Origin of the sequence: Alistipes sp. 56_sp_Nov_56_25, assembly GCF_001915285.1 — a bacterium.
GTDB lineage: Bacteria > Bacteroidota > Bacteroidia > Bacteroidales > Rikenellaceae > Alistipes > Alistipes shahii.
Genome location: NZ_MNQF01000003.1, coordinates 1 through 24925, shown reverse-complemented (window position 1 = coordinate 24925; position 24925 = coordinate 1). Strand labels below are relative to the sequence as shown.

General features: G+C 52.9%; 19 protein-coding genes and 3 pseudogenes. 12 read left to right on the top strand and 10 right to left on the bottom strand.

Annotation, left to right across the window (positions count from 1 at the left end; all coding sequences use genetic code 11):
- The first annotated feature begins 52 nt into the window (after window positions 1–52).
- From BHV64_RS01880 to BHV64_RS01870, 4 genes are all read left to right on the top strand, one after another.
- Window positions 53–2146 carry a cation:proton antiporter gene (locus tag BHV64_RS01880; protein ID WP_015546622.1) on the top strand — a complete coding sequence of 698 codons (2094 nt, stop codon included), beginning with the start codon at window positions 53–55 and terminating at the stop codon, window positions 2144–2146.
- Window positions 2147–2379: 233 nt separating this feature from the next.
- Window positions 2380–3684 carry a ribosome biogenesis GTPase Der gene (gene der / locus BHV64_RS01875; RefSeq protein WP_195579386.1) on the top strand — a complete coding sequence of 435 codons (1305 nt, stop codon included), beginning with the start codon at window positions 2380–2382 and terminating at the stop codon, window positions 3682–3684.
- A 407-nt stretch (window positions 3685–4091) separates the two neighbouring features.
- On the top strand, window positions 4092–4391 hold the full coding sequence (locus BHV64_RS13250) for a helix-turn-helix domain-containing protein (RefSeq protein ID WP_138265195.1): 300 nt from the start codon (window positions 4092–4094) through the stop codon (window positions 4389–4391).
- A complete protein-coding gene (locus BHV64_RS01870) occupies window positions 4388–4735 on the top strand; it encodes a hypothetical protein (protein ID WP_118406282.1) in 348 nt (115 codons plus the stop codon). Before BHV64_RS13250 ends, BHV64_RS01870 begins: the two co-directional genes overlap by 4 nt.
- Before the next feature lie 161 nt (window positions 4736–4896).
- Here the strand turns inward: BHV64_RS01870 and BHV64_RS01865 are convergent, their stop codons facing one another.
- The 7 genes from BHV64_RS01865 to BHV64_RS01835 form a co-directional block, all read right to left on the bottom strand.
- Window positions 4897–5976 carry a UvrD-helicase domain-containing protein gene (locus BHV64_RS01865; protein WP_129649641.1) on the bottom strand — a complete coding sequence of 360 codons (1080 nt, stop codon included), beginning with the start codon at window positions 5974–5976 and terminating at the stop codon, window positions 4897–4899.
- On the bottom strand, window positions 5973–7601 hold the full coding sequence (locus tag BHV64_RS01860; protein ID WP_118406284.1) for an ATP-dependent nuclease: 1629 nt from the start codon (window positions 7599–7601) through the stop codon (window positions 5973–5975). The genes BHV64_RS01865 and BHV64_RS01860 overlap by 4 nt, the downstream gene beginning before the upstream one ends.
- Before the next feature lie 134 nt (window positions 7602–7735).
- The gene (locus BHV64_RS01855) at window positions 7736–10873 is read right to left on the bottom strand and encodes a helicase-related protein (RefSeq protein WP_217727849.1); all 3138 of its coding nucleotides are present in this window, start codon (window positions 10871–10873) and stop codon (window positions 7736–7738) included.
- A 201-nt stretch (window positions 10874–11074) separates the two neighbouring features.
- Window positions 11075–12988, bottom strand: coding sequence for an N-6 DNA methylase (locus tag BHV64_RS01850; protein ID WP_254886425.1), 1914 nt, complete (start codon window positions 12986–12988; stop codon window positions 11075–11077).
- A 190-nt stretch (window positions 12989–13178) separates the two neighbouring features.
- The gene (locus BHV64_RS01845) at window positions 13179–13619 is read right to left on the bottom strand and encodes a DUF1896 family protein (protein ID WP_141418257.1); all 441 of its coding nucleotides are present in this window, start codon (window positions 13617–13619) and stop codon (window positions 13179–13181) included.
- Between the two features lie 5 nt (window positions 13620–13624).
- The gene (locus BHV64_RS01840; protein ID WP_281520886.1) at window positions 13625–14527 is read right to left on the bottom strand and encodes a DUF4099 domain-containing protein; all 903 of its coding nucleotides are present in this window, start codon (window positions 14525–14527) and stop codon (window positions 13625–13627) included.
- A 132-nt stretch (window positions 14528–14659) separates the two neighbouring features.
- Window positions 14660–14890 (bottom strand): hypothetical protein, encoded by a 231-nt coding sequence (locus tag BHV64_RS01835; RefSeq protein ID WP_138265192.1) that lies wholly within the window; start codon window positions 14888–14890, stop codon window positions 14660–14662.
- 199 nt (window positions 14891–15089) lie between these two features.
- Here BHV64_RS01835 and BHV64_RS01830 point away from each other — a divergent pair, with 199 nt between their 5' ends.
- Complete coding sequence (locus tag BHV64_RS01830) at window positions 15090–16070, top strand: SMODS domain-containing nucleotidyltransferase (protein WP_217727841.1); 981 nt, start codon at window positions 15090–15092, stop codon at window positions 16068–16070.
- Entirely contained in the window at window positions 16063–16929 is an 867-nt protein-coding gene (locus BHV64_RS01825; protein WP_217727842.1) for an S-4TM family putative pore-forming effector, read from the top strand. Before BHV64_RS01830 ends, BHV64_RS01825 begins: the two co-directional genes overlap by 8 nt.
- A 64-nt stretch (window positions 16930–16993) precedes the next feature.
- On the opposite strand, the pseudogene mobC reads toward BHV64_RS01825, so the two are convergent.
- From mobC to mobA, 3 genes and pseudogenes are all read right to left on the bottom strand, one after another.
- Window positions 16994–19003: pseudogene (mobC, locus tag BHV64_RS01820) on the bottom strand (conjugal transfer protein MobC).
- Window positions 19004–19024: 21 nt separating this feature from the next.
- A complete protein-coding gene (mobB, locus tag BHV64_RS01815) occupies window positions 19025–20317 on the bottom strand; it encodes a conjugal transfer protein MobB (RefSeq protein ID WP_217727843.1) in 1293 nt (430 codons plus the stop codon).
- Window positions 20302–20727, bottom strand: a pseudogene (gene mobA / locus BHV64_RS01810) (conjugal transfer protein MobA). Before mobA ends, mobB begins: the two are co-directional and overlap by 16 nt.
- A 581-nt stretch (window positions 20728–21308) precedes the next feature.
- On the opposite strand from mobA, the gene BHV64_RS01805 reads away from it, so the two are divergent.
- From BHV64_RS01805 to BHV64_RS01780, 6 genes and pseudogenes are all read left to right on the top strand, one after another.
- A complete protein-coding gene (locus tag BHV64_RS01805) occupies window positions 21309–22082 on the top strand; it encodes a ParA family protein (RefSeq protein ID WP_149886025.1) in 774 nt (257 codons plus the stop codon).
- Entirely contained in the window at window positions 22075–22455 is a 381-nt protein-coding gene (locus tag BHV64_RS01800; RefSeq protein WP_118406290.1) for a DUF3408 domain-containing protein, read from the top strand. The genes BHV64_RS01805 and BHV64_RS01800 overlap by 8 nt, the downstream gene beginning before the upstream one ends.
- A gap of 2 nt (window positions 22456–22457) precedes the next feature.
- Window positions 22458–23195 (top strand): hypothetical protein, encoded by a 738-nt coding sequence (locus BHV64_RS01795; protein ID WP_217727845.1) that lies wholly within the window; start codon window positions 22458–22460, stop codon window positions 23193–23195.
- Between the two features lie 188 nt (window positions 23196–23383).
- A complete protein-coding gene (locus tag BHV64_RS01790; RefSeq protein WP_278808954.1) occupies window positions 23384–23653 on the top strand; it encodes a DUF4134 domain-containing protein in 270 nt (89 codons plus the stop codon).
- A 3-nt stretch (window positions 23654–23656) separates the two neighbouring features.
- Complete coding sequence (locus BHV64_RS01785) at window positions 23657–23971, top strand: DUF4133 domain-containing protein (RefSeq protein ID WP_217727846.1); 315 nt, start codon at window positions 23657–23659, stop codon at window positions 23969–23971.
- Between the two features lie 73 nt (window positions 23972–24044).
- Window positions 24045–24791: pseudogene (locus BHV64_RS01780) on the top strand (TraG family conjugative transposon ATPase); the annotation flags it as partial.
- Between the last annotated feature and the right edge of the window lie 134 nt (window positions 24792–24925).

Sequence of the window (24925 nt, the reverse complement as noted above, 5' to 3'; positions counted from 1 at the left end):
TTGCGCCTCCGGCCTTTACGTAGCCCCGGCTACAAAAAAACAACCTGCGCCCATGCTGCTCTTCGCACACATAAACCTGACGCTGCCGCTCGAAGACCCGATCCTGAAATTCCTGCTGATCCTGGTCATCATCCTCGCGGCTCCGCTCCTGCTGAACAAACTCAAAATCCCCTATCTGCTGGGGCTGATCATCGCAGGCGCGGTGATCGGCCCCCACGGCCTCAACCTCGTGCTGCGCGACAGCAGCATCATCCTCTCGGGTACGGCCGGACTTCTGTACATCATGTTCCTCTCGGGACTGGACATGGACATGTCCGATTTCCGCCGCAACAGCTGGCGGAGCCTCATCTTCGGAGGCTACACCTTCTGCGTCCCGCTGGCCTTCGGCATCCTGGCCGGCTATTACATCCTCGGCTTCCCGATCTATTCGTCGATCCTGCTCGCAGGGCTGTTCGCCTCGCAGACGCTCATCGCCTACCCCATCGTCAGCAAACTGGGCATCGCCCGCGACAAGGCCGTCACGATCGCCGTCGGCGGCACGGTCATCACCGACACGCTGGCCCTGCTGCTGCTCACCGTGATCGTCGGCATGGCCACGGGCAACGTCGACGACATGTTCTGGTGGCGGCTCGCAGGCTCCGTCTCGCTCTGCATCGCCATCATCGTCTTCCTCTTCCCGCTGCTGGCCCACTGGTTCTTCAAGCAGGTCAGCGACAACGTCTCGCAGTACATTTTCGTACTGGCGATGGTCTTCCTCGGGGCCTACCTCGCCCACATGGCCGGGCTGGAACCGATCATCGGCGCGTTCCTCTCGGGACTCGCGCTCAACCGCCTGATCCCCCGCACCTCGCCGCTGATGAACCGCATCGAGTTCGTCGGCAACGCCATCTTCATCCCCTTCTTCCTGATCGGCGTGGGCATGCTGATCGACTACCGCGCCTTCTTCCGCGACTGGGAGAGCCTCGAAGTGGCGGCCATTATGATCGTGCTGATCACGGCGGCGAAATTCGTCGCCGCATGGTTCACGCAGAAGACCTTCCGACTCTCGCCCGACCAGCGGACCGTCATCTTCGGCTTAAGCTCGGCCCACGTGGCCGCGACGTTGGCCGCCGTGATGGTCGGCTACAACATCATCCTGGGCCACACGCCCGACGGCGAGCCGATCCGCCTCTTGAGCGAGAGCGTGCTCAACGGCACGATCCTGATGATTCTGGCCACCTGCACCGTGTCGACCTTCGCCACGCAGCGCGGCGCCCACAACATCGCCATGCGCAGTGCCCAGGACACCGGAGACAGGCAGCCGCGGCAGGAGGACCACATCCTGATCCCCGTGGCCGACGAACGCACGGCCGACGAACTAGTATGGTTGAGTTCGATGCTCAAGCGCGCCAAGGAGCCGAACGGACTATACGCCCTGCACGCCATCGACAACAAGGTGGAGGACCCGAACGTCGAGAAACGCGCCCAGAAGATCCTCGACGCGGCGGCGACGGCGGCCGCGGCGGGAGACATCTACCTCCAGGAGCTGATGCGTTACGACGTGAACATCTCGAACGCCATCGTCAGCGTCGTCCGCGAACGGAACATCACCGACATCGTGATGGGCATGCACCACGCCTCCCCGGCCGTGCCGGGACTGACGGGCATCCCCGGGGCGTCGGGTCCCGGCATCGGCAAAATGGCCGCCGACGTGCTGGCACAGAGCAACGTCACGACCTTCATCTACAACCCCGTGCAGCCGCTGAACACCATCAAGCGCCACCTGATCGTCGTACCCGAAAAGGCCGAGCAGGAGGCGGGATTCCAGATGTGGCAGCGCCGCATCCGCCGCCTGGCCGAAAACTCGGGGGCCAGAATCATCGTGTTCGCCCCGGAGGCCACGCTGGAATACCTCCGCCCCAAAGGCCGCAAGCACCCGGCCAACATCGACTTCGTGCCCTTCGCGCAATGGGACGACCTGCCGTCGCTCGAACACGACATCCGCGCCGACGACTGCCTCTGGTTCGTGATGAGCCGCCGCGACCGCGTCTCGTACAACCCCGTGATGAGCCGTATCCCGGCCTACCTCGAACATTTCTTCTCCGGATACAGCTCCGTACTGCTCTATCCCGTGCAGGCGGGCGACACCGAAAGCCGCTATATCTGACGGTTCGGAAGTACAAAATACCCGAAAAAGTTTTTCCCTTCGCGGATTTGCGCTATCTTTGCAAGTGATTCATGGTAGCGGCATTCCGGTCAGAATCCCGGTCGCGATGCGACAAGTCCCCGCCAAGGCGGGGATTTAGGGTGGGTCCAATTTGTAAACGCGGCCATAGGCCGCGACTACAGCGGTCGGAGTTGTAAAACGGAGCAAACAGCAGAATAAGAAAAAGATAAGATATGAGCCTTGTAGCAATCGTGGGCCGTCCGAACGTCGGCAAAAGCACCCTCTTCAACCGCCTCGTGGGCGAACGGAAGGCCATCGTCGACGCGACGGCCGGAACCACCCGCGACCGCCATTACGGCAAGACCGACTGGAACGGCAAGGAGTTTTCCATCATCGACACGGGCGGGTACACCGTCAATTCGGAGGATATTTTCGAAGACGAAATCCGCCGTCAGGTCCTGCTGGCCATCGACGAGGCCGACGTGATCCTCTTCCTCGTGGAGGTACGCACCGGCATCACCGACCTCGACATGCTGATGGCCGACATCCTGCGCCGCACCTCGAAGAAGGTGATCCTCGTCTGCAACAAGGTCGACAACAACGACCAGATCTACTCCTCGCACGAGTTCTACGCCCTGGGACTGGGCGATCCCTACTGCATCTCGTCGATGTCGGGAAGCGGCACGGGCGACCTGATGGACGCCATTCTGGACGCACTGCCCGTGGAAACGGCCTCCGAGGAGGACGAAGACCTGCCCCACATCACCATCGTGGGGCGTCCCAACGTCGGCAAGTCGTCGCTCACGAACGCCCTGCTGGGAGAGGAGCGCAACATCGTGACCTCCATCGCCGGGACCACCCGCGACTCGATCTACACCCGCTACAACAAGTTCGGCATGGATTTCTACCTCGTCGACACGGCCGGCATGCGCAAGAAGGGCAAGACGATGGAGGACCTCGAATTCTACTCGGTGATGCGCTCGATACGCGCCATCGAAAATTCGGACGTCTGCATCCTGATGATCGACGCCCGGCAGGGACTCGAATCGCAGGACCTGAACATCCACAACCTGATCGTCCGCAACCGCAAGGGATGCGTGATCGTGGTCAACAAATGGGACCTGATCGAGAAGGACAGCAACACGATGAAGGAGTGGACCGAGTTCCTCCGAAAGAAACTCGCTCCGTTCAACGACATTCCGATCATCTTCACCTCGGTGCTGAACAAACAGCGCATCTTCGACGTGCTGCAAACCGCCATCCGCGTCTACCAGTCGCGCAAACGCCGCATCCCGACCTCGGAGCTCAACGACTACATGCTGCCGCTGATCGAGAACTACCCGCCCCCCGCAACCAAGGGCAAGTATATCAAAATCAAGTATGTGACCCAGCTTCCGACGCCGACGCCGCAGTTCGCGTTCTTCGTCAACCTGCCGCAGTACATCAAGGAGCCTTACCGCCGCTTCCTCGAAAACAACATGCGCGACCACTGGGATTTTTCGGGAGTCCCGGTGCAGATTTACTTCCGACAGAAATAGGTTCCCGGACGGGATTGCAGCCAGAACGGCGGCCAACCCCGAAAAATCCCGTGCTGACAACCACCCCAAACCCCTCCCCGACGGGGCTGACTGTTTTTGAGATACCGTTCTGTAAATCAGGACGGTATTTTTATTGAAAAGAGGAAGGGTTACGAATTGGTGACGGAAGTCTTACATTCTGTTGCACCCTTATACAATAAATCCAAGAACTCACGACAAAGATAGTTAAAATATTATACATAAGCAAATTAACGAATAGAAAAGCATTAAGTACTATTTAAGCATATCCAACTTGGATATGCTTTTTTGTGCTCCGAGCGGGTTGATTATTTAGTTGCCTGTTTTAACTAAATTATTGCTATCGGGATGTTTCCTATCATTGCATCGTCTAACCAACGATCACTGTAATGAAGCCATTAAAAGGTAATCCGACTCTGCGTTTGTTACGTCTGGTATTGCGACGATTCAATCGTCTCGAACTACTGATCCAAAACAATTCTCGACCTTTACCCGATGACCTGATCGACACTCCGGCAGTCCGCATGCTTACCCGGATGTCCGACCGTACCCTTTCCCGTCGTCGGAGCGACGGTACGATCCCTTATGTCAAGCACGGCGGCAAAATCTATTACAGCAGATCGCGCGTTCTCGAAGCCCTCCGGAATGAACCCAACACCACATCAACTAATAAAGTAAAGAAGTCATGAAAAAGATGATTCTTATCGAGCGAAGCAAATTCGCTCTGCTCGTTCGCAGCCACATGAAAGCCTCGAACATGCTCCTCGTATTGCAGCATGTCTGCCGGGAGCGCCGTATTTCTCTTTCGATGACGCAGGAGGAAGTCTGCGAGCTCATCCGACTCGATCCGGATTTCGTCGAGAAATACAAACGTCGCGGGAAACTCTGTCCCGTTGAGGATCAGGATGGCAAGCAATACTACAATGTACTGGATTTCATCAATCTGAAAGACATGCAGGAGAGTAAGCGTATCTTTTATCAGACAATGGAACAAGCGGTGCCGGATACCGCAATTATAATTAAGCGAGAATAATCTATTCTGAAGTATTTATTCAAAATACTGTCTAACAGATTTCTACCTCATTAAGAATTGCATATTCAAGAAAAGGCCTCGAATAATGGAAATTCGAATAAAGAGAAGTTGTCTAATGCATTCATAGACAGCTTCTTTTTGTCTAATGCAACCATGATTTATCATTTATATTTTGTTATTCCACATATATTTACATTGTCGTTATAATCATATAAAATGGCGACACTATATCGTGCCCGCGTTATAGCGACATATAACTTGCACTTACTTGTCGGTTTCAATTCTATTCCTCTGATAATCCAATCTAAAATAGGCTTTGTTGGATATATGAGAACTCTATCGAATGACAAACCTTTGGATACCCCGAAATTCAATGTCGGGTATGCAGGATGGGTATCGGTACTTTTACTCTGTCGTAACTGAATAGGACTGTATTTCTGTAAATATTCTTCCACATCTGTTTGCCGAAGAAAATATACCCCTTTATGCTCTATTTCAGATGTATTATCAGACGTTGTTGCAATCATATCAGGATATAGTTTATTTGAAAAATCACAGATTTCAGATACACACCGATGGTTTACATTCAAAGATTGTGAATCAATATCGAGGTTAAATTTCATTTTGCGACTTTTGAAATAATCCAATATATTAGACCGTCTGAATTGTTTGTGTTTAGCAGAACTATTTGTTGAGAAAGTTCCTTGACGAGGATCTCCTACTAATAGAATTTCCAGTGGAGAAAGAAATAACTTATCTAAAAATTCCAAATCATATCCGGCAAGATCTTGCACCTCATCAATGAAAATATGAGTATATATTTTGGATAATCGGGATATTACCGCTCCATTGGAGCGTTCGTCGCAGCGGCAGGCGAACTTGGCGATTTTGTCGGAATATATTTTTTTATCCCCAGTAAGATAATGACGTTCGACATTCGTTTCTTGACTACGCAAAGCGGATTGGCTGTTTACTAAAGATAACCCGACGATATTCTTGTCATATAAATATCCTTGATAGGGCCTGACCCCATGTTGTAACAGAAATGAGAACCATGTTTGAATGACGACATTGGATGGTATGCATCCGTTTCTTTCAAAAAAACGGGTTCGTATTTCCTTCTCATTTTCGTCTGTAAATGTAGTGATAAGTATAGTGGCATTCCGCAATAGGAGTGCCGTTTCTATAAGATGCGTCGTTTTGCCGGAACCCGCAGCTGCTATAATGACTTTGTTGTTCACAGAATAGCTTTATTTATGTATTCAGGAAATACCAACTCTTCGGTTGTATTGAAAATAGCCAAAGCACAATCCGTCTTATGTGCTTTCATGTATTTGTGCAAATCATCAATATTTTCATATGCAGTGCCCATTATGATATTCATTTTATCCAATGAGTTCGCTTTTACAATTTTAGGCTCCATCGTATTGTAGTTGAACGGCTTATCGCCAATACGCAAATCCCCGGCATCTATCGTGTCATCGAAACAGATGCAAATATTGGGTAAATCCTTGTATTCCTTGTATTTCTCATTCAAAGCATCAATGTTCCCGTCATTGTCTGTAACTACCGTCACCTGAATCGTAAGGTATTTGGCAATTTCCAAGAATCGTAAAAACGACAGATTGCCGACAGCTATTACGTCCACGCCATCTTCTATTGGTAGTTTTCCGTATTTCTTCAAGTAGGCTTTTTGCACGACCAATTCGTCGGAATCACCTTCTACCAATATTGCCTTTTGGCAGAGCAAAAGTCGCAGTGTATCGTACCCCGATAATTTCTCGAAATAATCAATCGTGCTTGGCGACAAATCATGCAGCCGCAATGTCTTTCGATCATGCAACAGAATCAAAGATTTCAGACCTAATTTGTTCGCAACGAAGCTGCTGTGTGTCGAAATGATAATCTGTTTCTCTTTGCAATGCTCCTTTATGGCAGCTATCAATTCGTTCAGTTTGGAATAAGACAGATGATTTTCCGGTTCTTCCATTAAAATTATACTCGCCTCTTTCGCTTTTTTATGGGCTAAAGCCAATTTGGTTTTGACGATACATTGCTCGCCTTTACCGATATAATTAAACGGGATTTTATCCAGATAGGTCATCAGACAATTTTCCCATGCGTTTTTCGAGGACAAATCGACGGATAATTCCACGTCTTTATTCGAGATTCTGCTGGCCCCTTTTAATCGAGTGTTGATATTTCCGATAGATTCTTCCCCCATGAACACCTCCTGCATTTTTCTGTACGCCTGAGTAATATCCACGATCTCTTTCGGTTCCAGACACTCTTTGACGATACGGGATATATAAACGTCCGACCCATTCTGATAGCGAGTATTGGACGAGTCTATCAGAGCCGACTTCAACGGAATATTGCGACTTGTTATCGAGCCGTCCCGTGCAAATGACGTCCAAACGACATCGTAATATTCAATGGGTAACGTTTTGACATCCTGTTTGATGAGTTCTTCGTAAACATCCCTATAACGTTCGTCAAAGGTTATCTTGTATGACAGTCCGCAGTCATCCTCTCTGTGGCTATTCGCGTTTCCACAAAACAGAGGACAGTCATCGCCCCCGATATACAACTCTATAAGAATATGCGGCAGAGATGCAGGGCGACCATTTTTAAGATTGTCCAGATACTCATTAACAATATCATTGTTAAACAGATATTGTGATAGCTCATTTTTAAGATACCGGCCATTAAGTATTCCGGTTAGGGCCAGATGTATTGCTTCTATAAGCGTAGATTTTCCTGCTTCATTATTGCCGACAAGAATATTTATACCGTCGTTCAACGATATATCGAAACAACCTTTGTAACTTTTGTAGTTTTCAATGTGTACTGATTTTATGTACATATTACATAATTAGGAAATTCATTAAAATCGCATTTGATGCAATTAAGATAATTGAAATATTCAACCTTTGCAAATCGAAATGAATTTAGTGTGAGCTTTTGTAATCAATATCCCGGCTTTGCCGGGATATTGATTTATATTTTCGGCCCTTTGGCCTTCATGTTCATCGCGGACTGCACGAGAAGAATATGATTGCGAATAAAGTCCGATTCGGGCGGAGACACGACGTGCTCCCGTTCTTCCGGCGGTTCTTCTTGGCTCCCGGATGCCGCAGAAAGCGGCTCTGCCTTCGACGGTCTGGCGGCCTCGTCCACCACCTCCGCGTTTTCGATCTTCGGCTCACTGCCGTTATCTGCTGTTTTCGCCTGCATCTCCTGCTGCTTCTGTGCGATGTCGAGCTGAATCTTCCGAGTCAGCGACTCTGCCTCGGCCTTGAGCCGCTTCAACTCCTCCTCTTTGGGCCATACGGCTGCGATCTGTTGCTCGAAGGTCGGAATGTCGCGGGTGAATTGCTTTTTCTCTTTCTCGTAGGTCGCCATCAGTGACGGTATCGTGTCGAGCGCCCGGATGAAGTTCGTCGCCGCGGTTTTCGGTTCCGCAGCCAGATGCCCGTTGTTGAACGTGTACTTGATGCCGTCCAACCCTTCGACCATGAACTTATTGACCGTGAGCGCCAGCCCGTCTTTCTGCATTCGCTCGGTGCGGACGAGAATGCGGAAATCGAACAGCGTGCCGATTTTCTGGTAATCGTCGCCGGTATTTACGGTGCGGTAGATCTCCACGAGGCGTTTGCCATGGGCGACAATATCCGCGGATTCCACGCCGTCGATCCGCAGGGGATTGGCCCGCTTGCCTTTGGCGTCCGGCGGCGCCACCTCGTTGATATAGTCCCAGTCGTGTTTCAGACGTTCGAGCATCGTATCCCGTCGTCCAATCTCCGCCGTGTAGCGTTGCAGTTGGCTCTGCGCCTCATGCCGGGTGCGCATGAAGATCGTCTGCTCGCTCTCCAGCGCCGCAATCCTGCCTTCGAGCTTGGCTTTTTGCAGCAGGTCGGTATTTCCCGACACCACGGCCATCCACTCCGCGAAGTTCATCCCCGAATCCTCGCTGATGGCGCCCTCGTCCAGCCGCCGCGCACCTAACCGGTTGCGCTTGAGCTGGTCGATGAACTGCTGTTTGTTGTGCAGCAGATTCAATTTGTAGGCATCGAGCGTGCGTAGAACGGCATAGACATAGGCTTTGACTTTATTGCCGGCATACTCCTTGGCGACTATGTTGCCTTTCCGTGCGCCGCGGCCGTTGCGCTGTTCCAGATCCATCGGCCGCCACGGAATGTCGAGGTGGTGCATGCAGACGATTCGTTTCTGGGCGTTGACTCCCGTTCCGAGTTTTTGCGTCGAGCCGAAGAGCACCCGGATTTTCCCGTCGTTCATGGCGTCGAACATCGCCTGCCGCACCTTGTCGCTCGCGGCTTCCTGTACGAAGCGGATCTCCTGCGCCGGAATACCGTGGTCTTCGACCAGTTTGCGTTTGATCTCCGAATAGACGTTCCAGATGCCGGGCTTATAGGTCGAGAGATCGCAAAAGACCATCTGCGTACCTTTCTGATCTTCGTATCGCCGGTAGTATTCAGCGATGTTGGCGGCACTGCGGCTGGCCTTGTTGCCCGGCGAATCCGCATACGCGGGACTTATCAGCCGCATGTCGAGCGAGAGCTTGTTGGAGTACATCGTCACCAACAGCATCAAGGCTTTGACCTCCCCGTCGCTCAGGTCGGCGCGTCCGATATGTTCGGGATCTCCCGTCTTGGCGAAGAGCACCAGCTTGTCCAAAAATGCCTGCTGATCGTCGGTCATAGGTATCTGGCATAGCTCCTCGTCCAGCTCGGGACGGTCGATTCCCACGTCTGCGGCCGTGCGGTAGTCGGTAATCTCGTTGTAGAACATGGCCAGCTCCGGAACCTTGATGAAATAGCGAAAACGCTCTTTGGAGATCACTTCGTTGGTCACCGAAAACTCGAACTCCGATGTTTTCTGCGCGAATACCGCGGCCCACGCATCGAAGCAGGGAATATCCTGCCGCTCCAGTTCTTTGGGACGCAGATACTTGAACAGCAGATATAGCTCCGTCAGGGAGTTGGCGATGGTCGTTCCCGAAAGGAACGTCGCGCCGAGATCGCGCCCCGTGCGTTGCTGAATGGTGCGGATGGCGTACAGCAGGTTCGTGGCCTTCTTACTGCCGTCGGTATTTCCCAGTCCCGACACGCGGCTGTGGCGGGTGTTGAACATCAGATTTTTGAAGTTGTGCGACTCATCGACGAACAGATGGTCTATTCCCATCTGCTGAAAATCCACCGTATCGTCCTTTTGCGCGTCGATTGTCTCCTGCAACTCGTGGAGCTTGGCATCCAGATTCTCTTTGCGCTTCTCCAGACCGCGCAGAATCCAGCCGTCCACATGTCCGCCCTGCTTTTCGTAGGACGCCAGATTTTCATCTATGTCGTCCATCTCCTGCCGGAGAATCTGCTGCTGCACCTCGGCCGACTGGGGTATCTTGCCGAACTGTTCGTGCGTAAGGATGATGCAGTCCCAGTTGTTGTTCTTGATGTCGCTGAAGATCCGCAGGCGGTTCTCCGGCGTGAAGTCCTCCTTGCCGGGATAGAGCAGACGGGCATTGGGATAGGCCGTGCGGAAGGTTCGGGCGATCTCGTGGATGTTGGCTTTGATACCGATGATCATCGGCTTGCGGGCCAGTCCCAGACGGTGCATCTCATACGCTGCGACGCACATAATGAGCGTCTTGCCCGTACCGACCTCGTGGTCGCAGATGCCGCCGCCGTTCTGCTTGATCATCCAGATCGCATCCTTCTGGCTGGGATACAGGTCGTCGATGCCCAGCCCCCGCAGGTCGAGCCCCGGAAACTGCTGGTGGCTGCCGTCGTAGCGTGGACGGACATAACAGTTGAATTTGCGGTTGTAGAGATCGGTCAGCCGCTCCTTGAAATCGTCGGGCTGCGCATGCAGCCATTCGACGAACGCCTGCCGGATTTCGGTGATGAGCGTGTCGGCCTTCTGCCGGGCCTCGAAGTCGGGAATCCGGATGGTCTTGCCGTGTTCGTCCTTGCCGCCGTCCTTGTTGATGTTGGGCAGCGTGTTGAGCATGGCATGATGCAGCAGATCCATACCGTCGTAAACCTCGAAGTCTCCTTTGACGACGTATTTCTGGGAGATCAGAGGGCTGTACCCGTGGTTCTCGATGCCGAAGGCATCCATCTTCGCCGAATAGCTTACCGATACGGGCACCTGAAAGAAATGCTCGCAGAAGCCTTCGTAAATATCGGTCGGTATCCATCGCTCGCCGAGGTTGAAATCCAGCTCCTCGAACTCGATGCGTTTGGGTGCGGCCTCACGAAGCAGCGCGAGCGAGCGGCGACAGGCATCGTCGTCGGGGTTCTCCTTGAGGTAATTTTCGATTCATTCGGCTTTGGCGACGACATTCCCTGCCGCGAGCCGTTCGCGGATTTCAAACCCCTTGACCATCGGATTGTAGAAAATGCGATCGCCCAGCTCGTCGATCAGCTCTTGCCGGGAACGCGATGCGAGCGACTCCATATAGGGAAACTCCACCCGTCCGAACTTGTTGAGCGAGGCGGCCAGCGCTTCGGCCGCCGTATCGACGTGTTTGAGCTCGTTAGGGTCGAACGATACGGGGCGTCGGAGGATGTCGGAGAGCTGTTTTCGGCCTTCGACGAAACGTTCGAGTCCCAGCACCTCCCGCCCGCCGGGATCGTTCAGGATGAAGGCGGCATTCTCCTTCTTGTTCAGATCGCCCAACAGAGCCGTGAAGTTCTCGTAACATCCGTTGAGTTTGCGCCGCAGGCCCTTGTATTCGATCTCGTTCTGCATTTCGAGCCGGTAGAGCAGCTGGTAGGTATCCCGCAGCGGGATATAGCGTTCGGCCCGGTATCGGGACAAGGTTCCCAGCTCTTCGGGATGGAACGTGCAGCCCTGTCGTGTCAGGCCGACCAGACGTCCGACCTGTCCTTCGAACAGAACCAACGACCGCTCTTTGTAGTGCGGAAGCATCGTGCCGGTAAAGGGCCGCGGATCTTTATTCTCCGAAGCCGGTGCAGCGATTGCTGCCGGGGCATCCGCAGCCTCCGCTGCCTCCGCCGGTTGTGCGAACAGATTCCCCTGCGTGAAGAGATCGGACATGCCGGTCGTATCCGTATTGCGCCCCGCTCGCCGCTGTCCCAGCGGACGGCGGGCGATCGGAACGGCGGCAGCGCTGCCGAAAAGCGATGCGGCCGGAGCCGATACTTCCGGAGTCGGTGCAACGGATGCCGGCTCCGGTGTCGGCACGGGCTGCGGAGCCGCGACCCGATTTTGCCTCCGGGCGGTCGGCGGCACGGTTTGCGCCTGCGGGATATGGAGCGGACGGAGATATTGTGTATATCGTTCGGTGTCGAGGCGGGCTGCGAAATCATTTGCGAGGATTCCGCGCAGCCGCTCGGCGATCCGTTCTGGGCCTCCGTCGTAGTGCAGGACGAGAGCGGATTGTCCATAGAGACTTTTTTCATGCGAAACCGTCGTATGGATCGCGTGCTTGAAATCCCGGTGGTAGTCGTTCAGGTAAATTCCGTTGCCGATCTCGGACGAACTGACGAAGCGTTGCTCGTCGGGGGTAAGCTCCCGCTTTTCGCTCCATTTCTGAAGGACGATGAGATCGCTGGCCACTTCCGTGCCGGCATACTCCGTAAAGAGGTTGTTCGGCAGCCGCACGGCCGAAACCAGCCGCGCATGCTCCATCAGATAGCGGCGGACGGGTTCGTTGCCGGGAGCGTCCATGACGCCTGCCGAGGTGACGAACGCCAGAATACCGCCTTCGCGGAGCGTATCCAGACCCTTGATGAAGAAATAGTTGTGAACGGCCTTGAGCGCTTGTCCTCGAACCGGGTCGTCGCTCTTCCGAAAGGCAGCGTCGAAAATCCGGGTATCACCGAAGGGAATATTGGACGTCACCACGTCGAAATAACTGTCATAGGCCGATTCGATGGTTTGGAAACCGTCGATGACGACCTGCTCTCGTTCCCGGGCCAGTGCAGAGAGCACTTGTCCGGTCAGCAGGTCTTTCTCGAAAGAGAGGATTTCGACTTCGCCGTCGGCGGCTTCCCGGAACGACGAAGGGAAAATCCCGGCCCCGGCGCTGGGGTCGAGCAGCCTGCGGGGAACGACTCCTGCATCCCGGAGCGCCTCGGCGAGTGCACGCACGATGGCCGGCGGTGTGTAGAATGCCGTCAGCGTAGAATTGCGCATGCTCTGCACGAAGTCTTTATACCGCTGTTCGCTGCCGGCACAATGGCGCAGCAGTTCGTGCAGCTCCCTCACCTGCGGGAAGAGTTCCCGGTCGGTCTTTCATTGCGCGAGGTCATCGTCCGCAGCGGCCGGCTGTAAGACGCATTTCAACGCTCCGAAGCCGCTGTACGCAGTCAAGGCTTCACGCTGCTGCGGGGTAAGTACCGTCGATGGAGCGAAAGCGATACGCAGGGCGGCGATGTTCGCCTCCAGATGTTTCCTTTTATTGTATGCCATGCAGTTCGATGTGGGTTTGGATGAGTCCGGTGAGTTCCAATAGAAGATTTTTATAGGACGGGCTGCTCTCGAAGTCGTCGGTCAGGTCGTACATCTCGAACGCCTCTTCGCAGACGGGAAGCAGTTTCAGGCAGAAAGCGGTGCGCTGCCGGGCTGCGACCTCCGGGAACCATTCCGACACGACCTCGAAGATCGCATCGTATTTCGAAAAACGCAGGTCTTGGTACAGAACGGCGTTCGAGAGTTCCAATGCCTCGTAGACGCTGTTGCCGTTGCGAACGGCACGTTCATAGGTCTGGGCCGCATGGTCGCTCCGCTCGGCGATGAAGTGTTTGTCGGAGAGCAGTTCGGGATGGCTTTCGCGCAAATAAGCGGTAAGAGTTGCCGCGAAGTACGGCAACTCGTTCTCTTCTACGTGTCGTTTCATAACGGCTAACCGATTTTCATGCCTTTGGGTTGTGCGCCGGGAAGCGACGGAAGACGCCGGCGGACGCGCTGGCGCGGACGCGGGTTCTCCTCGCCCAGACGCGAACGGTAATTGCGGGCGTTGTTGCCGAACAGGGGCCGGCCCGTGTCGCTGTAACGAAGGTCGGTGCTGATCGTCTTGCCGCCGACTTTCATGCCGGGAATGAAGACGACCTCGTGGTTGGCCAGTTTTGCCTGGATGTCTGCACTTACCTTGACTCCGAAAACCGTATCGTGGATGCGCAGATGCGGATTATTGTCGTTGCGGAACACCACGTCTCCGCGGTTGGCGTCCACGCGGGCATGGCCCGAGATGACCCGGCCGTCCTTGAGGTGGATGTCTTCGATGAAGATCTCCTTGCCGGAGCGCAGCGCCTCGATGTCGTCGCCGATCTCTTTGCCGTAGATTCGGGTGGGGAGCGTCAACGCATCGACCGGAAGCGTCGTCAGACGGTTCGTCGCCTCATGGACGCTGACATAACACTCGCACTCGCGGCCCGAGGTAAAATCTTTCATTTTCTTGGTGGAACCCAGATGTCCGTCGGTTTCGAGGCGCTCGATTTCCTTGTCCGTGAAGAGCTCCTTATACGGCGATATTTTGTACTGCGGCTCGTCCAGACGTGTGAAGATACGGAGTTGGACATTGCCTGCATCGTCGCGGATCGGCGAAATCGTGCCGAGGCCCAAATCGACCCAGCGGCCGTCCACCTTGTGTTTTAGCGGTACCAGTTTGTTGGGAATACGTCCCTTGAGGATGTCGCCCATGCTTTGATTCTCCAGCAGGATTTCTTTGTTCAGACCCAACGCCTGAATCTGATCCCACGGAAGTTCCCGTTCCTCGAACTTATAGCGGTCGGCGAACTTGGCGATACGCCCCTCGTTGTTGAGTTCGTAGTCGGAGACCTCTTTGGCCAGGGAGCCGTCCTGATCTTTGCCTTCGCGGACTTGGATGATGGAATCGAGGATACGGTCGAGTTTTTCGGTACCGATCCGAAAGAAACTTCAGCCCAGGTCGGACGGGCGTCCGTATTGGTTGCGAAGGTTCTCGAAAAAGGTTCCCAAAACCGTTCGGCTGTCGAACGAAAGGGCTCTGCGCCGATCGCCCGGAGCCGTGCTCACGGTGTTGAACTCTCCCGTTTGCTCGTTCATTTCGCTGACCAGACGCAGATCGTTCGTCTTTTTGTCGAGGACGGCCAGCACGTCCTTCGATAGCTTTTCCTGTTCTCTTGCCATAATGCCAATATTAAATGAGTAAATTGAATGAATGGTGAAAATCCGCCGGCAAGATAAGACCTTTTCCAGTTCATAACACCAAACGCGCCCCTTCTGGCGGGAAGAGGCGCGGAGTGGCAAATTTTGGCGAATTTAGTTATAGAAAAACTAAAAGTATTGATGATTATTTGTATATTAGCAATAAAATTTCATAAAGAATATGGCAATAACAGTTAATGCTGCATTTACAACTTTTAATCAAAACGTTGTAAACTTAGAACCTGATAGAACAACCCGTGCTCGGGCAAGCAGAGATTGGTTATACGATAGATTGGAAAATCTTCCCAATAACTATGGAAATTGTCCTAAAACCTACAAAGAGAAGCATATTAAATATGGCTCATTTGCACGAAATACCAAAATTAGACCATTAGATGATATAGATTTAATATACTGTTTGGCTGCCGATAATGCTACATATCAACGAATAAATTCAAAATTGTGTCATATCTATACGAATAACGCAAGTATTCGATTGCAAAATTTATCTGATAATGGATTATTGAATTCAAGAAAAGTAATTGAAGCAATAAAGGGTAGATTACAAGATATTGAACATTATAGTTCTGCTGAGATTCATAGATGTCAAGAAGCCATTACATTGAAATTGAATTCATATGAATGGAATTTTGATATTGTACCTGCATTTTATACTGTTCATGGATTTTATTTAATTCCAGATGGAAATGGTAATTGGAAACCAACGAATCCACCAATAGACCAAGATAGAATAATTGCTATAAATCAAAAACATAATGGGCAGATTAATCAAATTGTGAGAACATTGAAATATTGGAATCGCAGAGTTCAAATGCCAACTATTCCCTCATATCTTTTTGAAAATATTATTTTGAATTATTTTGCTTTACAAGCCAGTATAGATACGAATTTAAAATTGAACTTGCGCAATTTCTGGCATCATTTACAGTTTGGTATCTATGCACCAGTATTAGATCCTAAAGGTTTTGATGGCGATTTAAATTTATTACCACTGGCAGATAAAGATAAAATAGCAACAAAAGCATTAGAAGCCTATCAAAAAGCATGTGATGCAATAACATTTGAATTGAATTATGATCAAAAAAGTGCTATAGAAAAGTGGAGAGAAATATTTGGCCCAGAATTTCCAAATTATGAATAACATTGTACAATTGGAGAATAATACGTCGGCATTACAACTACTTGCTGCCCAAAGACGTTTATATCAATTAGCCAAGCGATTTGATACCTCCAACATAATAATATGTATAGCTTTAGTCGTCGCATTTTCCTATGTTGAAACAATAGTAGATATCTCAATTTTACCCTTTATTAGTTTGTACTATTTAATTGCTTTTATAATGGGGTTCATATTGGATCACTATAAAGATAAAAATATTGAACGAGCTGCAAAAATGCAACAAATGTTCGATACGACAGTTTTTGGGATGGAGTGGGATTATATTACAATAGGGAAACGATTGGATTCATCTTTTATTACAGAGTACGGTTATAATATAACAGATTCATTACGAAATTGGTATCCAGTTGAAATATCTAAATTAGAACTCAAACCGGCTATTTTAGTTTGTCAAAAAATTAATTGTATTTATGATAAAAAATTGAGATTATGCTATCGTAATGGACTTTTATTTTTCGCTTTTTTATCAGCCGTTTTAATAATTATTTTTTCGTTGCTTAATAACCACTCTCTTCATATTGTCCTATGTTCAATAATATTGCCAATAATGCCTATCGGACGATGCGCGTATTTGAAATGCAAGAGCTATAATCAGACTATCCGTAATCTCGAATCTCTCAATGAAATTATTGATGATTATTTGGATATGCCTTCTAAAATTACGTGGAAAGCGTTGAACGCAATTCAAAATAAAATATACTCTCATCGAAAAACCAATCAGCCAATTCCAACGTGGTTTTATCGTTTGATGAGACCCAAAGGAGAAAAACAGATGGGAGAATTAGTATCCAGATACATCGGGCAAATTGGAAAAGAATAACATTCTAATATTGTAAAATTTGATTTCTCTTGTTTTTATCAAGTACATCGTGTATTACTCTTTTTTATTCTTTCAATAACTTTTCCGCTAATTTTTCATCCTTCTCTATGCGTTTCATCTCGGCTTCGATAATGTCGAGTGCATCCTGCTTGATGCGGCGGTAATTCTCCTTGATTTTCTCCTGCATGATGTCCCGTCCGTCGGTGTCGAGGAACGACGATATTTCGGGTATGGGTTTGTACTCCGCCATTTCTTTTTTCACGGCGTCGTTGTCCACGACGATCCGGGCATGGAAAATCTTCTGCTCGATCTCCTCTCCGAAGTTGTCGCTCACAGCCCCGACGAACACGCCCTGCGAGAGCGTCGAGATTTTCGACGCAGGAATAAGACTGTCGAGCTGGGTGTTTATCGACGTCGAGGTATCGCTGCGGTTGATGCTCACGGACAGTCGTTTCTGCACGATCTTTCCGAATCGTTCGGAGAGTGTCCGGGCCGTTTCTCCTACGACCTGCCCGCTGAAGATATTGCCTACGGTATTCTGAATCACGGCGGCTTCCTTGTCTCCGTAGTCGCGCTTTAGCTGGCTGAAATCCTGAAAACCCAGACACACGGCAACCTTGTTGGAACGCGCCGTTGCGATCAGGTTGTCCAGCCCTCGGAAATAGATCGTCGGCAGCTCGTCGATCACCACGCAACTTTTGAGCTGCTTCTTGCGGTTTATCAGTTTGACGATGCGCGAATTATACAATCCGAGCGCCGCGCCGTATATGTTCTGCCTGTCGGGATTGTTTCCCACGCAAAGAATCTTCGGTTCCTCGGGGTTGTTGATGTCGAGTGTAAAGTCATCTCCCGACATGACCCAGTAGAGCTGCGGGGAGATCATGCGCGAGAGGGGAATCTTCGCCGAGGCGATCTGCCCCATCAGCTGCTCTGCGGCTCCACCTTTCCATGCATCCACGAAGGGCGAAAGATAGTTCTCCAACTCCTCGTGAGCCATCAATACGGTGAATAACTCCTCGTAGGGTTTGTTCAGCAGTTCGATGGCATGGGGAAAGGTACAGTATTTTCCTCCGTCGTAAATCTTCAGGAACCAGATGATCGCCGCGAGCAGCACGATCGGCGATTCGACGAAGAAATCTCCCTGCTTCTGTATCCACGAACGGTTGAGATTAAGCATGATGACATAGCTGGCCTCGTATGCGTCGGTAATGTCGGACATGAGATTCGGCGCGAGCGGATTGCATCGGTGCGAACGGCGCGGATCGTCGAAATTTATGACATAGAATCTCGGCGGCGTCGCTCCGTAAGCCTTGAGGTTCTTGCGCAAATGGTTGTAAGCGATAACCGACAGGTCGTCGAACTTGAAGTCGTAGACGTAGAGCGCATATCCCTTTTCGATGGCCTGCTTGATGTAGTTGTTGATGAGGGCATAGGATTTTCCCGAGCCGGGCGTTCCTAAAACGATACTCGCCCGGAAGGGATTCACGACGTTGATCCATCCGCTGTGCCTGCGTCTCCGGAAGACGAACTCGGTCGGGAAGTTGAACGAATCGTCGTTTTTCAGCAGGCGTGTTTCCTGCATGAAACTCTCGTTTTCGGCATTGAACGGATCATCCGTCATACGGTTTTTCAGCAGACGGCTGCTCCATAGCCCGGCCGCCAGCATGCCGAGGAATCCCGCCAGCAGCGTCGCCGTATAAAGCGCCGCCCGCAGGGTCGTAGCGACATTCATCCCGAGCAGCCAGCCGTTGCCATAGAATAGCAGTATGCCGATGCCGCCTGCCGCGGCGATATGCTTCCTCGATATTTTCTCGTCCTTCACGCCACGGTTTCCCATGCACGACAATGCGAGAAATACCGTGCAGAAGAGTTTGGTGCAGAGCGTCGATGAGAACAAGGCAGCCGTCCGCTGGAAATTTTGCAGGATGCGGTCTGCGACGGAAATCGTTCATCCTGTCTGCGCAAACCACTCGTAACAGAACCAGTAGATGTGAATGGCGAGAAACAGAAAGCTGATCGCCCGCATGAAATCCGCGACTTTGGCCAAGCCGCGCAGATCGTCTTCTTCTTGCATGATCGTAACGTATTGAGGTGGTTAAATTCTTTTCCGGATTTTCCGCCGCCGCTTCTTCCTGCGGGGGAAGAGCCGGTATTCGGGAGCTGTTTCCCACTCCTTCTCAGGCGTATATTCCATGAGTTCGCCTATTACGTCGGGCATCGAAACGTAATGGGTCTCGATGTACTTCTCGAACTCTTCGACCGAAGATAGTCCCGGCAGGGGCGGTTCGAGGGGCGGCAACGGCCGTAACTCTTCCGGCATGGGTGTGGACGACTCTTGCTCCCGAGCGTTGAACCACGCCTCGAAAGCGTTAGCCGCATACTCCTTTCCGAGCCGAGAGCCGTTGAACACCTGATGTGTCGTGCGGTCGATGAAGGTGACTCCGTAAATCCGCCCGGCGTCGTTCTCCCGGAAAACAGCGTCGATACCGTTCTCCCGAAGTTCGGCCGTGAACGCTTCGCGGTCACGGCCTCCGCTCCGGGCACGGTCGATCTCGCGGCGTGTGCGGTCGAGCGTTTCGGGATATTGCCGAAGCCGTTGTTTCGAGGCGTCGAATTTTTCTTCCAGCGCCTTCCATCCGAAGAAATCGCCCAGCCGGGACGCTTTGACCGCCGCTCCCGTGCGCTGCCCGTCATCATCGAGCACGTGGTAAACGAGCCCCCGATACGGTCGGCCTCGCACGTCGCCTCGGATCTCTTCGGCTGCGAGGCCATAGCGTTCGAGCAGCGTGTTGAACTCCGCGAGGGACTGGAATCCGTACTGCTGTTTGAGCGTCATCACGACATTGCGCAGCTGATGCTTCAGATCGCTCCGACGGTAATCGACCCGGTGCAATTCTTCCGGTTCCGCTTGCACGCCGCCGTCTTCGGGCACATGCAGCCCATGCTTCTGCTCCAAATCCCGGCATACGACGATGGCGCGCCGCAGTTCGTTGTTGTGGTCGATCTTCCGGCCCTGCTCGTCCACCCTCACCGAGACGACGTGCATGTGTCGCCGTGCGATGTCTTCGTGCAGAAAGACGACGTAGGGCTGGCGGCCATATCCCATGCGTTCCATGAACTCGGCGGCAAGTCGCGTGAGCTGCGCTTCCGAAAGCCGGTCTTCGGGCGAGGGGTTGAGCGAGAAATGCACGACCGGTTTTCGGACACGGGGATTGAGCGCCGTGTAGTACCCGAAAGCTTCCGCACACTCCTCGATACTGAACCTGCCGTCGCTGCGTTCGGGTATTCCCTGCATGTATAATATCCGGCCTTCGCCGGCTTCGACCTTAATGCGGTTATACTGGAGTACGCCGTAGACATTGGCCCCAGAGTTTACTTTCGGCACCATTGCAGCAGCTCCTTCGTAAGTTCGACGACCGCCTTCACGAGTTGTTCCAACCGTTGTGTTTCGAGCGTCAGGCGGTAGAGATAGGCCAACGCTTTCTTATCGCCGAAGGTCGTGTGTATGGCTTTGACGCACTGGTTGTAGTTCACCCCGACAGCCCGGAACTGGGCGTAAAATCCCGTCAGCCGGACATAGAAATCGTAGGTGTTCTTGTCCCTAACGACGACCGTAAAAGGTCATCCGAAGATGCGGTGGCAGATGAAATCGGCTTTATTCTTCATCCCGGACTGTTCGTACATGCGCAGGAAACGCTCGTTTTGCTCGCTTGTCAGGCGAACGTAATAGCGGTGTATGCGCGGGTCGTCGAGGGCTTTGCGGCCCGCAACGGAGGTCGGTTTATCGGCAGCATCCATAGGGCATCCGTGTTTTGAGGTTACGACTCGGGAGTAACCGTCCGCCGCGCCGCAGGTTGCGGCAGCATTTTCGGCGGCTCGGAATATTCCGAGCCGCTGAAAGTACCCCTTGCTATATGCGGGCGCATATAGAAATCCGGCCAAGGGCCGGATGAAGGTGCGCGCCTTCGGCGTCGCGGCGGGATTACTCTTTTCGGAGACAAAGGTAGAGCGTTTTATCTTATGTTGTATCGGATATATACCTGCCAACGGACGCCGATACGCGCCTTTGGGCGCCACCCGTTTTCGGAGCCGCCGAACGGGGGCGTTTTCTCATTTTCTTTGTGCGCGGATCAGTACTTACGAATCTACCTGCCCGCGTAGTCTCTTACTCCCGTACCTCCGTCATTGCGCGGCTATGCGGATACGGATATAGATGTCTGCATAGATGCCGAAGTTCGTATGTGACAGCTTATATCCGTATCTGCCGACAAAAGTATGTGAATCCGCAAAAGCGTATGAATCGCCGAAGATACGTGAATACGCAAGTACGTATCCGCGTATCGAAACAAGTTAAATATTAATCGCTTAATTATTCTCGTATGGAACAGAACCCGTTATGCATCGCTTTCGCCTCCCAGAAAGGGGGCGTCGGCAAATCGACCCTCACAGTACTGGCCGCCTCGTGGCTGCACTACCTGCACGGCATCCGCGTCGCGGTGGTGGACTGCGACTACCCGCAGCACTCCATCCTCAAACTCTCGAACCGCGACAAGGCCGTCGTGCAATCTTCGGCGATCTACGGTAGACTCCTCGTTTCGCTCGCCGAGAACAAAGGGGTGAAGCCTTATCGTATTCTCTGCTGCAAACCTTCCGAAGCAATGGCGGAATGGCGGAAATGGGCCGCCGTCGCCGAAGAACGATACGATGTCGTGCTGTTCGACCTTCCGGGAACGGTGGGCAACGAAGGCGTGCTCTCCACGATCGTCGAGTTGGACTACCTCTTTATTCCGATGAAGGCCGACCGCATTGTACTGGAAAGCACGCTCAATTTCGCCTCTGTTCTCAACGACCGCCTGATCAAGACGGGACGGGCGCATCTTCGGGAGCTGTTCCTGTTCTGGAACTTGGTGGATCGCCGCGAGCGGACGCCGCTCTATGAGCAGTACGAGAAAGTCCTCGATCAGTTGGGGCTGCGGCATCTGCGTACGCATATTCCCGTGCGGAGCAACTTCAACAAGGATATTCAGGAAGCGGGCGGCCCGGTGTACCGGTGTACGCTGCTGCCGCCCGACCGGGCTTTCGTCGCCGAGTGCGGTTTCGACCGCCTGATGACGGAGATCTGCGCCGTTCTGAAACTTCCGTGCCATGAGTAGGAAAGTGCCTGTCCGGCAGGAGCTCGACGAAGAATACCTGCGCAGCCTGATGGCCGGCCCCGAACCGGCTGCCTCGGCGTCAGATGCCATAGCCCCGGAGCCGACGGAAGCGTCTGCTTCGGAGCCGCGCGTTAGGCGTTCGGATGCGGAAGACTATGCGTCGCGGTTTCTGAAGAATACTCCTTCCGAAGCGCGGCAATGCGTCTACATCGACCGGCGGCTGCACCGCAAGATCACGACCCTCGTGGGCGTTGCGGGCACCCGGCGTTTTACGGTCGGGAACTTCATCGACAACGTATTGGAACAGCACTTCGAGCGGCACCGAACGGAAATACGGTCGCTCTGCTCCAAAGGACTCAATAAAATTCTGTAAGAATGACACCCGTTATGAAAATCACGGAAACTCTCGTCGTGCTGTTCCTCGTGCTGTTCTGCTACCTGTTTCTGGATAAGTTCCTCTTCCGGGGCGAGTTGGGCGAGATTTGCTTCGGGCCGACGTGCCGGGCGCTGGCGCGTTGGTATCGGCGGCAAGCCGACCGTCTCGACCCGCCGCGCCGCCGCAGGCGTCGGACGGCGGCCGTTACCCCTAAAGACGATGCGCTGGTCGTCACCCGGGATTACGGCGCCGGTCAGCGGACGCCAGCACGCGCCGTGTCACGCCACTCCCGGCGCAAAGGGAACAATTCAGACAAAAGCGACCATACATTTGTACCGGCAAGCGACGGCGATAAGGAACATCGCGCCGTGCAAGCGACCGTTCAGGGATGGATGCATAAGGAACCTACGGCGCTCACCGCGGAGGAAGAGAACACCCTGACGCGCGAAGCTGCGATCGAAGAGGTGATGGACATAGGATGCGAAACGACGGCCCCGCCTGCCGGGACGCAGAGTTTCACTCCGCAGCAGTTGGATTGCATCCTCGCCTTGTGCAAGGGGCAGGCCGTGCCTGAAGAGCAGCGGCAAACCCTGGCCGGAGTGCTGCGTGACATCCGCCATACGGAAGTGCAGCGCACACTCATGGACGCCATCTCCGGCGCCAGCCCGATCATCGCCCGTTATCTGGACGATGCCGAGAAGGAAGCGGCGCAGCGTATGGCTGCCGCTCCGAAATAGATTGTTCAACTTAAAAAATGCGAAGCTATGAAAGCTCCCGGATACTACGATTCAGGCTGACGGCAGGATGAGCAGCACGCATGAATCACGGGCCCAGCGCCCGGAGAGAGAATCTGAAGTCGAATTAAAAAACACAATCATCCATGAAAAGAAAACTCATTTTCAGTTCGGCATGAATCGCCGTATGACTGCTCGCCACGGCGCAGCACGCTGCAGCGCAGCAAGGCAACGGCATGGCCGGCATTCAGGAGGCTACGCAGATGGTCACATCGTATTTCGACCCGGCGACCAAGCTGATCTACGCCATCGGCGCCGTCATCGGCCTGATCGGCGGAGTCCGGGTCTATCAGAAGTTCAGTTCGGGCGATCCGGATACGTCTAAAACCGCTGCGAGCTGGTTCGGAGCCTGTATCTTCCTGATCGTCGCCGCCACGATTCTGCGTTCGTTTTTCCTTTAGACGATGGCCGAATATCCAATCAATAAAGGCGTGGGCCGCCAGGTGGAGTTCAAGGGTCTGCGGGCGCAGTACCTCTTCCTCTTCGCCGGCGGCCTGCTCGCCGTTTTCATTCTCGTAATCGTACTTTATATGGGCGGGGTCGATCAGGTGGCGTGCCTTGTCGCGGGCGTGGGGCTGGGTGGCGCACTTGTGGCGCTGACCTTCCGTCTGAACCGCAAGTACGGGTCTTACGGACTGATGAAGCTCCTCGCCGCACGGCGGCACCCGCGATGTATCGTCTCCCGAAAAAGTGTGGCAAGAATTCTAAACCGACATTAAAAACATGAAAAACACCCTGAAAACCGAAACCCTCGAACGGAAATTCCCGATCTGAAAGGTCGAACACGATTGTATCCTCTCTAAAGACGCCAACATCACGGTGGCGTTCGAGGTTACGCTTCCGGAGTTGTTTACCGTCTCTTCGCAGGAATATGAAGCGCTGCACGGCGTATGGCTCAAAGCGGTGAAGGTGCTTCCGGACTATACCGTGGTGCACAAGCAGGATATTTTTGTTCAGGAGCAATATCGTTCCGACATCGGGAAAGACGATTTGAGTTTCTTGAGCCGGTCGTTCGAGCGGCATTTCAACGAACGACCTTTTCTGCATCATACCTGCTACCTGTTCATTACGAAGACAACCCGTGCGCAAAGCCGCCGTCAGAGCGATTGCAGTGTGCTGTGCCGGGGTACGCTCGTCCCGAAAGAGTTGCAGGACAAAGATACGACGACGCGCTTTCTGGAAGCTGTGGAGCAGTTCGCCAGCATCGTCCGCGAGAGCGGCCATATCCGGCTGCGGCGTCTCGGAGCGGACGAGATTGCCGGGACTCCCGAATCTTCGGGAATCCTCGAACGTTATCTCACGCTGTCACCGTCCGGGAAGACCCCGTTGCAGGACATGCGTCTCGATCCCGACCGGATGTGGATCGGCGACAAGGCGTTGTGCCTGCATACGCTTTCCGATCTGGACGACCTCCCCGGCAGCGTTCGTACGGATGACCGCTACGAACGCCTCTCGACGGAGCATTCCGATTGTCGGCTTTCATTCGCCGCTCCCGTAGGATTGCTGCTCTCATGCAATCACATCTACAATCAATATGTGCGACAAGAGGTCGTGTAAGTAATTGTTTAACAATTAAATGAAGTAACAAATATCATTCAGATCAGATTAAACCTATTGTTCCGTCAATAGTAGCCTACGGTCACGTGCGTCGCTCAAAAGGCGGGGTGCGAAGC